Source organism: Arsenophonus apicola (assembly GCF_020268605.1).
In the GTDB taxonomy this organism is placed as follows: Bacteria; Pseudomonadota; Gammaproteobacteria; order Enterobacterales; family Enterobacteriaceae; genus Arsenophonus; species Arsenophonus apicola.
The window spans coordinates 1,855,652-1,872,673 of the sequence record NZ_CP084222.1 but is presented as its reverse complement, the minus strand read 5'-3'; the positions used below and the strand labels follow the sequence as shown (position 1 = coordinate 1,872,673).

10 protein-coding genes are annotated in these 17,022 nt (G+C 39.4%); 9 read left to right on the top strand and 1 reads right to left on the bottom strand.

Annotated features, from left to right (window positions below; translation table 11 throughout):
- Positions 1 to 156 precede the first annotated feature (156 nt).
- The 3 genes from LDL57_RS08915 (at position 157) to LDL57_RS08905 (ending at position 6,551) form a co-directional block, all read left to right on the top strand.
- Entirely contained in the window at positions 157 to 1,539 is a 1,383-nt protein-coding gene (locus tag LDL57_RS08915) for a filamentous hemagglutinin N-terminal domain-containing protein (RefSeq protein WP_180560731.1), read from the top strand.
- A complete protein-coding gene (locus LDL57_RS08910; RefSeq protein WP_225505473.1) occupies positions 1,494 to 5,921 on the top strand; it encodes a DUF637 domain-containing protein in 4,428 nt (1,475 codons plus the stop codon). Before LDL57_RS08915 ends, LDL57_RS08910 begins: the two co-directional genes overlap by 46 nt.
- 258 nt (positions 5,922 to 6,179) lie before the next feature.
- Positions 6,180 to 6,551, top strand: coding sequence for a VENN motif pre-toxin domain-containing protein (locus LDL57_RS08905; protein WP_180560730.1), 372 nt, complete (start codon positions 6,180 to 6,182; stop codon positions 6,549 to 6,551).
- A gap of 67 nt (positions 6,552 to 6,618) precedes the next feature.
- Here LDL57_RS08905 and LDL57_RS08900 read toward each other — a convergent pair whose 3' ends face one another.
- Positions 6,619 to 7,908 carry a cytosine permease gene (locus LDL57_RS08900; protein ID WP_225505471.1) on the bottom strand — a complete coding sequence of 430 codons (1,290 nt, stop codon included), beginning with the start codon at positions 7,906 to 7,908 and terminating at the stop codon, positions 6,619 to 6,621.
- A 100-nt stretch (positions 7,909 to 8,008) separates the two neighbouring features.
- Here LDL57_RS08900 and LDL57_RS08895 point away from each other — a divergent pair, with 100 nt between their 5' ends.
- The 6 genes from LDL57_RS08895 to LDL57_RS08875 all read left to right on the top strand — a co-directional run bounded on the left by LDL57_RS08895 (position 8,009) and on the right by LDL57_RS08875 (position 16,868).
- Positions 8,009 to 8,692, top strand: a complete 684-nt coding sequence (locus tag LDL57_RS08895; RefSeq protein WP_180560729.1) for a PAS and helix-turn-helix domain-containing protein — start codon at positions 8,009 to 8,011, stop codon at positions 8,690 to 8,692.
- A gap of 735 nt (positions 8,693 to 9,427) precedes the next feature.
- Positions 9,428 to 10,513, top strand: a complete 1,086-nt coding sequence (locus tag LDL57_RS08890) for an SGNH/GDSL hydrolase family protein (RefSeq protein ID WP_180560728.1) — start codon at positions 9,428 to 9,430, stop codon at positions 10,511 to 10,513.
- A 252-nt stretch (positions 10,514 to 10,765) separates the two neighbouring features.
- Entirely contained in the window at positions 10,766 to 12,313 is a 1,548-nt protein-coding gene (locus LDL57_RS08885) for a type I restriction-modification system subunit M (RefSeq protein ID WP_180560727.1), read from the top strand.
- Positions 12,310 to 12,444 (top strand): hypothetical protein, encoded by a 135-nt coding sequence (locus LDL57_RS17760; RefSeq protein ID WP_255499001.1) that lies wholly within the window; start codon positions 12,310 to 12,312, stop codon positions 12,442 to 12,444. Before LDL57_RS08885 ends, LDL57_RS17760 begins: the two co-directional genes overlap by 4 nt.
- A gap of 32 nt (positions 12,445 to 12,476) precedes the next feature.
- A complete protein-coding gene (locus tag LDL57_RS08880) occupies positions 12,477 to 13,565 on the top strand; it encodes a restriction endonuclease subunit S (protein WP_180560726.1) in 1,089 nt (362 codons plus the stop codon).
- A 63-nt stretch (positions 13,566 to 13,628) separates the two neighbouring features.
- The gene (locus LDL57_RS08875; RefSeq protein ID WP_180560725.1) at positions 13,629 to 16,868 is read left to right on the top strand and encodes a type I restriction endonuclease subunit R; all 3,240 of its coding nucleotides are present in this window, start codon (positions 13,629 to 13,631) and stop codon (positions 16,866 to 16,868) included.
- The last annotated feature ends 154 nt before the right edge of the window (positions 16,869 to 17,022 follow it).

Genomic DNA, 17,022 nt, shown 5'->3' with positions numbered 1-17,022 from the left:
TAACATCTTGAATTACAAATAAAAATATTGATCATTATAATAATAACTAATTAACTTATTGATTATTATATATTGCCTATTAAATTTTTCCTTTCTATTTTGGAGACGATAGCTTTCATCCTCATATTTATTCAAATATAGAATATAGGTAATGCTATGAAAAATAAAAATATTAGTTATAGCAGCAAAATAGTTTATCTCATTGCCAGTTATCCTCTGTTGCCGGTTTTTAGCTCCACTATTCAACCGGCGAATGACAAAACTCAACTAACGGTTAAAAATCAAATTCCTATTATCAATATAGCAGCGCCAAATCAGGCCGGTATTTCTCATAATCACTATCAGCAATTCAATATATCGCCGCAAGGTGCGGTCTTGAACAACGCTATCCGACCCACTCATAGTGAACTAGCTGGTCAACTGGCTAAAAATGAACAGTTGGTTGAGCGGGCAGCAAGCTTGATCATTAATGAAGTAACCGGCTCATCTTCTTCACAACTTAATGGCAAATTGGAAATCGCAGGTAGGAAAGCGGATTTGATCATCGCTAATCCTAATGGCATCAGCTGTGATGGTTGTCGTTTCAACAATATTGGCGGATTAACCTTAACAACGGGCCAGCCGACACTGAATCAACGAGGCGAATTTAACCATTTGAGGGTTAATAAAGGTGATATTACGATCCTTAATAAAGGGCTCAATAGTGGTAGTCAAAATTATACTGAGATGATCAGTCAGACTGCTACGATCAATGCCAGTATTCACAGCAAAACTATTAGCTTACTGCAAGGCACTAATGCGATTGACTATCAGACTGGAAAGATTTCCCAAATACCTAACCCGAGCCTAAAACCACAATTTGCCGTTAACATTACCGCACCAGGTGGCATCTATGCTAATCAAGTTAAAATAATTGCTACCGAGCCAGACAGTGAGGTGAAGCTGGACAATATTAAAACCAGTGAAAGAGATTTATTTGTTTCTGCTAAAGGTAAACTGACGCTAGGTCATATTACCACTAAAGGACATTTAACCGCCAAAGCGCCAGCAGTTATAATCCCAGCAACCAGTGAAATTTTATCTCAACAAGATCTATTAGTTGAAAGCGATAGCCTAATTAATCAAGGTAAAATAACCGCTCAACAAAATATGCATCTATTTAGTAATATCATCCGTAATCAAGGTGAAAGCGCTAAAATTGAAGCCTATAACAATCTCTGGCTGCAAAAAAATGCCCGAGGTGAGCTCAGTGAAAGGATTGAAAATAGCGCGGCCACTATCTCAACGCAAACCGGTGATCTGTTCCTGAGAGCCAAGCATGTAATTAACCAAACTAATAACCCTAACATCACGCAACAATTAATAACACCGGACAGTAATAAAGTTAAAGAGTATGTTGTCAGAGCGTATGGCCACGGTGTTGTTCTCAGCAAAAAACTAAAACCAATTATCAGATCAATGGTAAACAGCGCTGGTTTGGTGAAATTGATCCATTGTTTACGCAATTTGTGCAATTGGAGAAAACGAGTTACACATTAGCTTCCCCGCTAGTCGTTGGGCGCATTTCTGCCGGTAACAATCTCTATATTAAAAGTGATCAATTAGTTAATGATAAATCGATTATTGAGTCCCGCAATGATAGTTATCTGCACAGTAAGAATATCACTGCCATTAGCCAAAAACTGGGTGAAAAATCCGTCTGGGTAGCTATGCACAATGCGTTAGATCAATCGGCTAATTATATTTTACTGCAAGGATCTTTACATCAAATATTCGGTTATATACCAGCTCATCATGCTTATCAAAAAAGTGATTATGAAGATGCTCGCATTCGTTATTTTGTCGATTATGGTCAATATCTGTCATTTATACCGGCAGACATAGCAGAAAAAGCACCTTATGAGTCATTCATTTATGACAGCGCGACTCACTTAATACCCGTTAACCAGCCAGAAATAGGCCTTTGGCGGGATCACGATTTTTTAGCGGCCAGATTTTCAGCGACCAATAACCTGGTTATCACTGCGGATAACATACAATTCAATAAGATCTATCCACAGCCGCTTAATTCCGTGGCTGAATTACATGAAAAGTTCGATGATAAACAACTTTTAGTCGGCAAAAATATTACCCTAAATAGTAAACAGCTCACTGGCTCATTATCAGCCCAGGCACAAAATAACCTGTCTATTAGCAGTGAAAATATTCTACTCAATAATAGCGAGCTTAGCGCTAACAACGAACTTAACCTGATCGCTAAGAATGACATTGCACTAACGGATACCGGATTAGCAGGCCATAATGTGCTGCTACTGAGTAAAAATGGGGCTATCAGCTATCAGGCAGCTGAATATCACCGCTACGATGACGATGATTTTTGGCAGTATGATTTGTTTCCAGATGAAGACTTATTTCCTTACTTTGATATAGCGCCAAAATATAAATTGCTTGCGGCGAAAAACCGGTTGGATATGATTGCCGGCCAGGATATACAAATTGATAACAAAGTGGCGTTAAATGTGCCAATAATCAATATTACCACTAATGGCAGTATTTATTTCAATCGCCCGGAAAAAGCGTTGTTTAACAAACCGCTGCATTATGATCGATTAGAACTGAACTTAAAATCAATCTATGATTTCCATGATAAAGAATATCATCAACGCGACTTAGAAACGAGTGAGCAATATCAACCTAAATGGCAAAAAGCGCGCCATATTTTACTTAATGCCGGTAAAGATATTGTTTTTAATGGCGTAGACTTACAGGCTGAGCAAGGGATAGAAGTCTTCGCTGGTAACGATATTCAGTTAGCACCCGCGCCATTTAAGCTACAAGACAATTTTTATCTGCTATTAAAACGTCGTTTTACCAATTTGGATACCTTAGCGGCATCGTTTTATTCCCCACAGCTTAAATCGCCTTTTGATTTGAGTAGTAATATAAAATCACCCACAACCCAAGCATTTAAATCTTATTTGACCTCTGAGGGGACTTTACTGCTCAATGCAGGTCGCGATCTTAACTTGCAGGCCGCCGAATTATCCTCTAAGCAAGCCACCCATCTCTTTGCTGGACGTAACATTGATCTCTCTGTCAAGATCCTGACAACCGATTTAATCGCCCAAAAAGAGCTTCAACAGACTTATCAACCACAAAGTTTCACGCCAGTGGTACACTCGGGTGGCGCATTACATATGGTGGCCGGTGAAAATCTTTTTTTACAAGCCGCCAATATTAAAAGTGGTGGGGCAATGGCACTGACCGCCGGCAATGAGTTTGTCATTGATTACGTACCTTATCGAGCAGAAATCGAATCCGATGGCTATCATGAAAAACTTCGTCACCTAACTACGCAACTACACAGTGGTGGTCGTTTAGATTTATTCAGTAAACAACACTTGCTTATCAAAGGCGCTCAACTACTGGCAACTGGCGATATTACGCTGGTATCGGCCGGCAATACAGAATTAAAAGCGCTAAAAAATCGCGATCACGGTTGGCAGCATGGCAAATTAATTGATAAAACCTATCAACAAGGGGTTGAAATTGAAAGCTGTGGCGCGCTTAACATCCTCGCTGGTGGCCATCTGCTTTTTCAGGCCGCTAAGCTTAAGGCACAGCGGATAATGGATATTGCTGCGCAAGGAGGCTATCTCTACGCTCAGGCGATGGAAGAGACTGAACACTATGAAGAAAAACGTAAAAGTTGTAATCGTTGGACATTGTGTTTAACTAAAAATAGTGAGCATCGTACCTATCATGCAGTAAAAAACAGAGTGACTGAATTTCATGCCGGTAATGATATCAGTTTGTTGAGTTATAATGACAGTATTTATGAAGCGACAAAAATTAATACCCAACGTAACGCGACATTAACTAGTACCCATGGCCGTGTTCTATTTAAGGCGGTGCAGAACCAAACCTTGAATCAAACCATTAGTAACTCACAAGATATCTTCATTACTCGGCTTGATAAAGGGTCGTATTCAGCAGTGTGGCAGTTACCGACGATTCAATATGGTGGTGAACTAACAGTAAATGCCGCACAAGGGATCGAAGCAGATGTCAACGGTCAAAAAGGACAAACGCTTAAACAGGTTATCGCCAGTTTAGGTGACTCGCCTGAGTCTCAATGGTTGAAAGTACTGCAAGACAAGCCGGACGTTAATTGGCATAAAGTGGAAAATGAGTATAAAAGCTGGGATATCACGCAACAACAACTTCACCCGGTCAGCGCAGCGGTGATAGCGATTGCGACCGGTGCGGCCGCCTCGGCCTTGGCGATACCGGCAGGAATAAGCGCGGCCTCGGCGGCCGGCTTGAGCGGCACGAGTGCGATTGTGATGCAGGGGGCAGTCTCAGCCGGTGTAAGAGCGATTGCCGCTAAAGCGGCCGTTTCACTGGCGAATAATCAGGGGGATATTTCAGCGACCCTCAAAGAGCTTGGCGGCAGCCAATCGGTCAAATCGATTATTGCTTCGATGGCCATCGAAGGGTCACTGGCGGGTTTAGATACGACAGTATTAAGTAACGGTGATAGCGTTGCGCACAGCGCCCAACACTATAACCCAACCTTTCCGAGATTTAGTGATGGTGAATGGCAACATACTGTTCAGCGGGTGACGGCGCAATCACTGATTACCTCAGGTGTAGACACGGCACTTAATGGCGGCAGTTTTAAAGATAAACTGGCCGCCGCGTTAGTCAGCCAGACCAGTCGTCAATTACATGCCGAAGGGGCACATTTAATCGCTAAAAATGGTCAGGTACTTGGCAACCCGGGCAAACTGCTCAGTCATGGCGCCATGGCGGCTTTAAGTGCAGAGATAGCCGATAGTGATAAAGTAGCAGCGGCGGCCGGCGCCTTTGCCGCGGAATTGGCGGCAATCGGATTAGGCGATAATTACTATGTTGATAGTTCAAATAGACAGCAAAAAATCCTTGACACCAGCCGAGTAATAGGCGGCCTGGCCGGCGCACTAGCCTCGGGTACCGCCGAAGGCGCCTATAGTGGCGCGGATGCGGGGGTTATCGCGGTTGAGAATAATTATCTGACGGCTAAGGAATCTCAACGATTAGAGAAAGATTTAGCCGCTTGTAAAGCAACGGGTGGGGATTGTCGTTCAGTTATTCAAGAGTACATTGATATTAGTAATAAGAATAGCCAAGCACTGATAGAAGCTTGTACTGGCGGTGGCGTATCTTGTGTGACTTGGGAAGAACTGATTACCGCGTATACCAATGAAGCCAAAGATGCGCATCCATTGCAAATTCGATTTGGCGAAAGATTAAAAGATCCAGATGCTGCTGCTTTAGTGAATTATCTTAATGGAACAGATCTGAAATTTTTGCAAGAAAATATCACGCAAGGTGATAGAACGCTGGTAGTGATAATGGATCCGAGCTCTTGGCCTGTCGCCGTGATGGGAGCAAAAGCGATAGTTACCAATAGTGTTACAAGAGGTAAAGAGCAATTAATCGCAGTAGGAGTATCTAGTGCGGCTAATGCAGGGATCCAATATGGTATAACCGGAGAAGTTAAACTGTCTGATGTTATTGGCGCAGGGGTTATTGGCTCGATTACAACAGGAAAAGGATACAATCCAACAGTAACCTGGAATGCGGCAGGAGGTTATTACACTGCTGAAATTAAAGGTGATGATCCGTTTATTTCTGCATTATTAAGTAAAGCTGGAGCATCTGGTGGATATGCAACTGGTAATATTATTAAGGTACCGATGAATAAGAAATTAAATCCTATATCGAAACAGTATGAATGGGTTCCAACAGGAGTTTGGACTATAACTAAACCAGCCCCACAAAATTCAATACCATCGATAGCAGGTAATATTGGTGATTCTGTTATGTCAGAAGTAGTTCAAGATAAATTAAAAAATATGCCGAGAAAAGAACAATGAAAAAAAATAATATTACTTCATTGCTCAATCTTGTGTACATGTGTATTTCAATGACATTTATGATCTTTTTTTTGGTAACGCTGGCACAATTATTTGGAGCATGGTTATCTTGGTATGGCAGTAGTGATTTTCCCTATTCGATAGAAGATTTTATTGTATGTTTAAAATTATTATGGCTAGGGCCTTTTATAGGGAGTATTTTATGGTTTTTTTATTACAAAAATGTCTAAAAATCCTACATGCTCTTAACTAACCTAATTGACTTGGTGGTTTATCGCCCTGGCCTCGGGCACAGCCGAAGGTGCCTATAGTGGCGCGGATGCCGGTGTTATTGCGGTGCAAAATAACTTTTTGAGTGCTAAGAATGTCATTGACATGAAAAAAGAGCTTGAAGAGGCAGAGAGAATTGGGGCGGAGAAAGAAGCGATTTATCAAAAATATGGCAAAATTAGCGCAGAGAATAGAGATAAAGCAACAGCACTAGTTCAAAATGGCACACCATTCGATGTGATAGGGGTATGGGAAGAATTAAACGGCGGTGTTGATGTAGCGGATTCATTGAAATGGGCTACTATTTTTGCTGATCTCAGTGCTGAAAAAAACACTCGACTCATTAGGCTAGCAGAATAATGTTGATAAATAGTTATTCGTTCTGTCTCTTGTCTATGTCAAGTACTCAAGAGACAGTTTTCAGTAGTTAGTTTTTATTTTCAAAAATAAAAATCTTAGTTTTCATTAACAAAAAATAAACTATGCTGGCCATTAAAATAGAGTTTAATGACGGTATCCCTACCTTAACTTCTATGCCGACAATAGCGCCTAGAATGCATGCCATAATCGCTGGCCAGCCAATTAATGGTGTAGATAATTCATTCGGTAACATGCCATTTTCTCTGCTTGCATCTAATATTTTCCGGCTGGTTCGCAAAATATAATAATCAACTAGCATCACACCAGTAATGGGTGGAAAAATAGTTCCTAGTAAAGAAAGAAAATTAGTAAAGTGAGTTAAAATACCAAGCATCGACAAAAGGGTACCGATACAGCCGACAATTAATGTTAACTGAAAATATTTAAATTTTTTACCGGTAAAAATTTCGATGGTATTAGCGATGCCTAAAGATGAAGAATAGAGATTAACATCGTTGACTTTAATAGCAGATAATATAACCGTTAATAGGCCTATTACGCCGGCACTGGTTGTCATTATTTTTACTACATCAGCCGTATTTAACGCGTGGGCAATTAATATTGCTATTCCAGTTACAATGAATGGTCCTACTATTATTGATATTGTGCTCATCAAAATGACATCTTTAGTATTTCTACAATAACGACTAATATCTGGTGTCGTTAAAGTGCCCGCTATGCAACCGCCTGCAACTATTGTTGCTCCCTCGCTAATAGTTAATCGATTTCCGTTTGGTATTTTATTAAAAACATCAATAATATTAAAATCTTTTGTAAGAATAAAAAAAATATAACCAATTACGATAAAAAATAATGGCACGGATATTAACGCGGTAAAGCTTAAAGCACGAAAACCAAAAGCCACTAAAAAGGTAAGGCACAAACCGGATAGAGCCGAAGTTAATGTGAAATTTATCTTATAATCAAATGTATATTGTATTCCTTCCGCCAAAACAGAATTTTGTATACCAAACCAACCTAATAAGCTAGTAGCAATAGCTAATCCTATTATTGCCGAACCAATTTTTCCAAATCCACACCATTTGGCCAAAATAGAAGTAGATAAACCTTCTTTCATTCCGGCTAAACCTAATCCTAAACTAACAAACTCTAAAATCAAACTGCCAAAAAAAGTTGCTAAGATAGCATCCCTGAATGTCATAGAATGACCTAATGTTGCCCCAAGCATAAATTGACCTAGTGATGTTAAATATCCGATTCTAACTAAAGTGACCTTAATTATTCTGATCCTAGATTGCATCGGAACTCTATTAGAAGCATAATCATTCTCAGTCATATTTAATTCCTTTAAATAAGATGGAATTAATATATTACTATACTTAAATATATTTAACTATATGATTTTGTATGGAAATTAAGATAATAGGAGATTTGATATGAATATTTTTTCCGAAAAAAACATTCTGTCTTTTATGGAAAAAAGCTTAGGAAATTGGTGTGTTAAAGATATAAACTCAGATTATATATTTATGAATAAAAAGGGAATTGATTACTATGGTTTTAATAAAATAGATTTTGAAGGTAAGTCTGACAAAGAAATACCGATCGAACGTTGCCAAGATCTTTGGCCGGAATTTATAGCACATGATCGAAAAGTAATAGAAAAAAATAAAAAAATCGCTGCGATTGAAATTCATAAATATAATTCAAGCTCATCAGCCAATATAATTGCAAACTATTGTGAAAAAACACCGCTCTATGATGATAACAATAAAATAATTGGAGTTGTTTGTTACGGCATTGAGCTTGATAATGCCGCGTTATTGCATTATATGAACCGATTAAGTATACAAAAAATTGAATTTGACGCACAAAATGATATTTTCAGTAAACGGGAATTAGAAGTGATCTTTTGGGCACAACAGCGCCTAACAGCGAAAGAAATAGCTAAACGGTTAGGGATTTCACCTCAAACTGTAGAAGGACATTTGAAGCTAATTTATAAAAAAGCAGATGTTCATAGTATTTTTCAGCTTATTGAATATTGTAAACATGTTGGACTTGATAGATATATTCCGATGGATTTTATTCGCAAAGGTGTGCAATTAATTGATGAATGATTTTTCTCTCTTAGCGCCCGAAATGCGTTGTCTGGTTTGGTAACTGATAGTGAAATGCTGGCAGATTAAAATTTTAATATATTCAAGTAGTTACCCACTGATAAACCGCTGCCAGCTGGGCCAGGCTCTTATTGGTTAGGTCAATAACCGACTGCTTAGCATCTTGATTTTACAGTCGGTTCTTTCGCCGTCTGAAATTTTACTTTATAATCGCTTCTGGCCATCGTGACTGGTCCGATTAGTTGCGTGGTTAGCAGTGATGGCAGGTAGCCGACTGTCATCACTGCATTGCTGAGTTACTTATCTTTTTATCCCTATCACCCGCTTTTTTGATTGATTTTCACAGCCGTTTGCTTGACTTAACTCTCCATCAGCATGGTTTTAATTATCCCCTCAGTAACCGCTTGGCCAACTATTGATATTGCAGCTAGCGTTGCAAACTACTGCTTCATATTGCCGGCCTGTTGACCCTTGTTTAGCTAAAACAAGGGTTAGTTAACTAAAGTGTAAAAGTTCGGCAATGGTTAACGCGTTTTTTCGTAATAGTTCTATTTATTTAATAAAGTCACTCAATTTTTGCCAGTTGGATGTATAAAACTAACGGCAAGAAAGCTAAGAAATGACAAACAAATTAGTAAAACAGTAATTGCTTGGTCGTTATTACCATTAACGAGCAATATTTATTTAAACTACGAAACCATTTAATGACGCTAAAATGCAAGCGAGGGAAAAGGAATGCAATCCACACGATTTCGTAATGTTATTGTCTTCGGCGACAGTTTATCTGATACAGGTCTGATGGCCGGTTCCATTATTGGTAAGCTAGCGAGCGCATTCGGTGCCATGACGGTCAATCCGACAGGCCGTTACAGTGATTGCCGTAACTGGACAGATCATATGTTTGAGGCGGCAACTGGTGGAGAATCACTGGTGATGGCTAATGCTAGCATCTCAAAAAAATTAACTAGCAAGCATCAATCATTTTCGCAAGACTCCGGTTGGGGGCAGAGTTCCGATTTATGGTTTCGCTATGCTAATTATGCTGTCGGTGGCGCTACAGGAGGGATACCGCACGGTATTGCTCACAAATGCTCACTCACTACCATGAAAAATGAGGTCAATGCGTTTAGAAAAGATTTTTCATCATTAGGGATAATAGATGAAAATTTTCTTTTTATTGTTTGGTTTGGCGCTAACGACCTATACACGGCTGGTATGCCTGCCAATAGGATGAGCGAAGTAGCAATTAAAATTGCTGAAAAACGTAGAACAGAGCTGGCTAATATCGTAGGTGCAAGTAATGCTCACTTTATCTATATAAATATGGGACTTCCACTATCGGCTGCGCGTTATCAGGAGATGGTTAATTCTGCCAATGAGAAATATCAAACATCTGCTAACGAGGATAAAGCTAAGCGTATTTTTGATAATGTCAGGCAACAAATTAATAACTTTGAAAGTGGAGCCATGTTATTTAACCACACGCTAAGAGAGATAACCGAACGTAATGGCGATATGTATGTCGATATGGCGTCATTACTGAAACCAGAATCGATGACTAATTTGTATGAAAAGTTACATCTATTAGAAGGGGTGCAAGCCGCCGGCACCAGTAACCAATTTATTGATAGTTGTAATTACGATATTATTATGGGTAATAAAACTAAAGTGTCCACTTCTGATAAAGCCCATCCAACGGATCGTGTCTATCGTGTGGTATGGCAGAAAATTTGTGAGGCGCTGTGGGAAAGAGGTTACACCTTCGGCACCCTGCCTGTCGCTAGGGGAACTAATTGTACTCATTTCTGTACAAGGCTTTGATTGGGCAATCATAAAAAATTGGGGCTCAATAAATAGAAAAGCCCGCGCAAATTGCGTGGGCGTTAAGTGTTTTATGGTCTTTATCGGTTGAGGCCATAAAACAGTAAGATGAATCAAACATTAATCTTTATCTTTACACTTGACTTATCCTTTTGATAACCATCACAAGTTATTAGGATGATCTATTAGATTTCTGTTTATAAATAGGTAACAATAGTTCTATTATTTTTTATTGATACAAGTAATTGAACTATGGCCAGAAGACCAAAAGAAACTAAATCAGAGCCCTTAGAGGTTATTCTGTGGAAAGCTGCGGATAAATTGCGTAAAAATATTGATGCGGCTGAATATAAACACGTTGTACTAGGGCTGATATTCTTAAAGTATATTTCTGATTCGTTTGAGTCTCACTATGAAAAGCTCAACCAAGGTCAGGCTGAGTTTGCGGGTGCAGATCCAGAAGATAGTGATGAATACCTTGCCTATAATGTGTTTTTTGTGCCAGAGAAGACACGTTGGGCGACTTTGCTGAGTCATGCTAAGCAACCGAATATTGGTAAATTAGTTGATAAAGCCATGGAAGCCATCGAAGAAGATAACCCGCAATTAAAAGGGGTTTTATCTAAAGTCTACGCCCGCCAAAACCTAGATGCGACAGTTTTAGGTGAGCTGATTGATCTTATAGGGGATATTGCACTGGGCAATGCTAAATCGCGCTCCGCCGATGTGTTAGGACACGTATTTGAGTATTTCTTAGGTGAATTTGCCCTAGCAGAAGGTAAGCAAGGCGGCCAGTTCTATACGCCTAAATCGATAGTCTCTTTACTGGTTAATATGTTAGAGCCATATGAAGGGCGTATTTTTGACCCCTGCTGCGGTTCTGGTGGTATGTTTGTTCAGTCAGAGAAGTTTGTTGAATCTCATCAGGGCAATATTGATAACATCTCGATTTACGGTCAAGAATCTAATCAAACCACATGGCGGTTGGCTAAAATGAACTTGGCGATTCGGGGTATTAACTCTGAACAAGTAAAATGGAATAGTGAAGGCTCTTTCCTAAATGACGCCCACAAAGACCTCCGTGCTGATTTTATTATCGCCAACCCTCCGTTTAACGTATCTGATTGGTCAGGTGAACAGCTGCGTAAAGACGCCCGTTGGCAGTATGGCGTACCACCAGCTGGTAATGCTAATTTTGCATGGATGCAGCACTTTTTATATCACTTGTCACCTAAAGGGCAAGCCGGCGTAGTATTGGCGAAAGGCGCGTTAACCTCGAAGACTTCTGGTGAAGGGGATATTCGTGCTGCCTTAGTGAAAGATGCCAATGTGATTGACTGTATTGTTAACTTACCAGCTAAGCTGTTCCTTAACACCCAAATTCCAGCGGCATTATGGTTTATGCGCCGTGACCGCCACAACTCCTCTCACTATCAAAACCGCAGTGGTGAAATTTTGTTTATTGATGCCCGTAATTTAGGTCATTTGATTAATCGTCGCACCAAAGTGTTATCTGATGAGGATATTAAACTAATTTCAGAGACCTACCATAACTGGCGCAATAAAAGCGGTGAATACGAAGATGTAGCCGGTTTTTGTGCATCGGTAGCCGTTGAGAAAGTGGCTGAGCTGGATTATGTCCTGACGCCGGGGCGTTATGTTGGTCTGGCCGACGAAGAAGATGATTTTGATTTTAAACAGCGTTTTACTCAGCTAAAAGCGGAGTTTGAAGCCCAGTTAGAAGAAGAAGCAAAACTCAATCAGGCCATTGCTGAGAATTTGGCAAAGGTGATGGTATGAAACAACAAACTGAATTTGGGGATATTCCTGTTGATTGGCAAGTCAAAAAAATTATAGATATTAAATCTGATGATAAACGTGCGATAGCTATGGGGCCTTTTGGGTCTAATATTAAAACAGATAATTTGTAGATGCTGGAGTGCCAGTTATACGTGGCACTAACATGGATTATGCGAAATATGTTGATGGTAACTTTGTTTATCTTACAAATGAAAAAGCAGATGAGTTAATTGGCAGTAATTGTAAGCCTAATGATCTTGTTTTTACGCATAGAGGAACTATTGGACAAGTTGCATTGATTCCTCATAATAAATATCCTCGCTATGTTATTTCCCAGTCAGGGATGAAGTTGACTGTTAATCAGTCAATTATTAATTCAGAGTTTTTATTCTATTTTTTCAAATCTGATTATGGTCAGTATCAAATACTTAAATATGAAGCTCAAGTTGGAGTCCCATCAATAAGCAACCCGTTAACATCGTTGAAAGAAATGTATGTTCCAGTTCCATTGTTGGTAGAACAAAAAGCCATTGCCTCAGTCTTATCTTCGTTAGATAACAAAATTGACTTACTCCATCGCCAAAATAAAACCTTAGAAGCGATGGCTGAAACCCTTTTTCGTCAGTGGTTTGTGGAAACTAGCAATGATTATTGTAAAGAAGTAGAATTACATGAAATCATTAATTTCAATCCTAAAAGGATTTTGCTTAAAGGTTCAAATGCAATATATTTAGAGATGGCAGGTCTTAATACAAATACATTTTCTGCATCCGGTTATTATAATAGAGACTTTACATCAGGACAAAAATTTATAAATCAGGATACATTATTGGCTCGTATTACTCCTTGCCTTGAAAATGGCAAAGCAGGCTATATTCACTTTTTATATCAAGATAACGTAGGTTGGGGTTCAACAGAGTTTATTGTATTAAGACCTAAATCTGACTTTCATCCATTATTTGCATATATATTATGTCGTAATAAGGATTTTAAAGAATATGCAGAAAGTTGTATGGAAGGTTCAAGTGGTAGACAACGAGTTAATGTGTCTCATCTATCAATGTATACTCTTAATCTACCAAGTAATGATGTAATTATTCAATTCAATAAAACCCTAGCATCTATTGAGCCAAAGTTGGTTAGTAATGCATTGCAAATCCAAACCCTACAAAAACTCCGTGACACCTTACTACCAAAATTAATAAGTGGTGAAGTACGAGTAAAATATACACCTGAACATGTAGAACAATGATTGTAATAAGCAGCGTGCAACTGGCGCTGCTTTTTTATTACCTTTTGCTGAAGGATGATAAACATGTCAAAAATGACAGAATCCGATATTGAAATAATGACGGTCGAACAGTTGCAGGCTATCGGCTACGAGTATGTCTATGGCCCAGATATTGAACCATCTGGCATCAAGCCACTGCGTGCTTATAACCAGGTCATTCTTCAGGAAAAGGTATTAGCGGCAATAAAACGCTTAAATCCACATTTGAGTGGTGAACAATGTCAAGAAGCACTAAAACAGGTGACACAGATTAACTCCCCTGACTTAATGAGCAATAATCTGCGCTTTCATCGGTTATTAACTGAAGGGATAAACATCGAAGTCAGTAAAAGCGGTGCTACGCAAGGAGAATATGTTTGGCTGGTAGATTTTAATCAAGCGGATAATAATGAATTTTTAGTGGTTAATCAAATCACTATCCGAGAAGAGCGTAAAGAGCGTCGTCCTGATGTCATTATTTATATTAATGGATTACCGTTGGTAGTTATTGAATTAAAAAATGCGATTGATGAAAATGCCACTATTGAAGGGGCATATAACCAAATCAAAACCTATCAACAGCAAATTCCGTCACTATTTACTTACAACGCATTTAGCGTAATTTCCGATGGCTTAGAGGCTAAGGCCGGAACGATTTCGGCTGACCAGAGCCGCTTTATGACATGGAAAACCGATAATGGCATGACCGAAGCGAAAAATACCCAGCCGCAACTCGAGGTATTAATACAAGGACTATTAAATCCAGTCACTTTGTTGGATATGATCCGCCATTTTATGGTGTTCGAATCGAGCAAGCAGGAAGATAACAACGGTATTATTTCTATAAAAACTAGCAAAAAAATGGCTGCCTATCATCAGTACTATGCCGTCAATGCGGCCGTACTTTCAACCATCCGCGCAGCAAATGTTAACTCGGACTCACCGTCTGCTGAGGTGGCGATACGTCAACAAGGAAGAAGCCAGCAGCATTTAGTGCAACAACAGAAAGTAGGCGATAAAAAAGCAGGGGTTGTTTGGCATACTCAAGGTTCAGGTAAATCATTATCAATGGTGTTTTATACAGGAAAAATAGTGTTGGCCTTGGATAATCCGACAGTTGTAGTGCTCACTGACCGCAATGATTTGGATGACCAAATCTTTAGTACCTTTTCCTCTGCGGTTCAATTATTGCGACAGACACCTAAGCAAGCGGAGACGCGACAAGAATTAAAAGAACTGCTTAAGGTGGGGGCTGGTGGAGTAATATTTAGCACGATCCAGAAATTCCAACCCAACGGCGGTAGTTGCGTTTATGAGCAACTCTCTGATCGTAGTAATATCGTCGTGATTGCCGATGAGGCGCACCGTTCTCAATATGGTTTTTCTGCTAAAGAAGTGGATGTCAAAGATGATCAAGGCAAGGTGATTGGTAAGCGTACGGTATATGGATTTGCCAAATATATGCGCGATGCGTTACCTAATGCGACATATCTTGGTTTCACGGGAACACCGATTGAAAAAACAGATGTGAATACGCCAGCAGTATTTGGGAACTATGTTGATATTTACGATATTACCCAGGCGATTGAAGATGGTGCAACGGTACCTATCTATTATGAAAGCCGCTTAGCCAAAGTTAAAATTAGCGCGGAAGGACGAGAGCTTATCGAAGCTTTTGATGAAGATTTCAGTGAAGAGGATTTAACGCTAACCCAGCAGCAGCGCGCTAAATGGGCGAGAGTTGAAGGTATAATCGGTAGTAAACAGCGTATCAAAGCGATTGCCAAAGATTTAGTCTTACACTTTGAAAAACGTTTAGTGGCTAATGCTAATCAAGGGAAAGGCATGATTGTGGCGATGTCCCGTCGGATCGCTGCAGATCTCTATGCAGAAATTATTGCAATAAAACCTGAATGGCATAGCGATGATCTTAAGGATGGTGTCATCAAAGTGGTAATGACTTCTTCAGCATCTGATGGCCCTAGCATGGCAAAGCATCATACAACGAAGAAAGAAAGGCAACTACTCGCTAATCGTATGAAAGATGAAGACGATAAGCTGAAATTAGTGATTGTGCGTGATATGTGGTTAACCGGTTTTGATGCGCCTAGTATGCATACGCTATATATTGATAAACCGATTAAAGGACATAACTTAATGCAAGCTATTGCCCGAGTTAACCGCGTTTATAAAGATAAATCAGGTGGCTTGGTTGTCGATTACTTAGGGATTGCTGCTGATTTAAAATCCGCACTCTCATTTTATTCAGATGCCGGCGGGAAAGGTGAGCCTGCGCTTACGCAAGAGAAAGCGGTAGTCTTGATGCAGGAAAAGTTAGAAGTTCTTGAAGGAATGTTGTATGACTTTGATTACCATGAATACTTTTCGGCTTCAACCTCGCGTAAATTAGCCATTATTTTAGCAGCTGAAGATTTTATTTTAGGGCTTGATGAAGGTAAGGGGAAAACACGATTTTTAACAGCGGTAACAGCACTTTCTCAAGCTTTTGCTCTGGCAACTCCACATCCTGATGCAATGGAATCGGCTGCTGAAATTGCTTTTTTCCAAGCGGTAAAGGCAAGGTTAGTCAAGTTTGACGCTACAGCAGTGGTAACAACCAGTAATAAAAGTATGGAGGTTAGGGTTAAGCAGACTATCGACCAAGCATTAGTTACTGATACAGTGGTGGATGTATTTGACGCGACAGGTATCAAGAAACCGGATATCTCGATCCTCTCTGATGAGTTTTTAATGGAAATGCAAGATTACCAACATAAGAATATTGCACTGGAAACCCTAAAGAAATTATTAGCAGATGAGATTAATATTAGAACCAAAACCAGCGTTATACAGGGCAAAAAGCTGATGGACATGCTCACGGGTGCGATTAAAAATTATCAGAATAAAATTTTAACCGCTGCTGAAGTTATTGACGAATTGATTAAATTAGCCAAAGACATCAATAAAGTTGATTCTGAGGCTAACGAGCTTGGTTTATCGCCTTATGAATACGCCTTTTATACCGCAGTAGCTGAAAATAATAGTGCCCAAGAATTAATTGGAAAAGCCAAGCTTAGGGAGCTGGCGGTCGTTTTGACAGAAAAGATCCGTAATAATGTTACCTTAGACTGGACAATCAAAGAGTCGGCAAGGGCTAGAATTCGAGTCATAGTGAAGAGATTGCTTAATCGTTATGGCTATCCACCAGATATGTCTTTATTGGCAACAGAAACGGTATTAGCACAGGCCGAGTTGTTATCAAATGAACTATTAAAATCAAATTAGTGAATTATTTTTAGTGTGAAGTGATTAACTTTTGCTGTTTTACATTTAGTATCAGTAAGGATAACAAATTCAACTGGTTGTGTAAGTGAACTTTATTATACTCATTTGGAAAGAGAAGATAATCCAGTTGTATTCATCTTTATATTTATTTTAT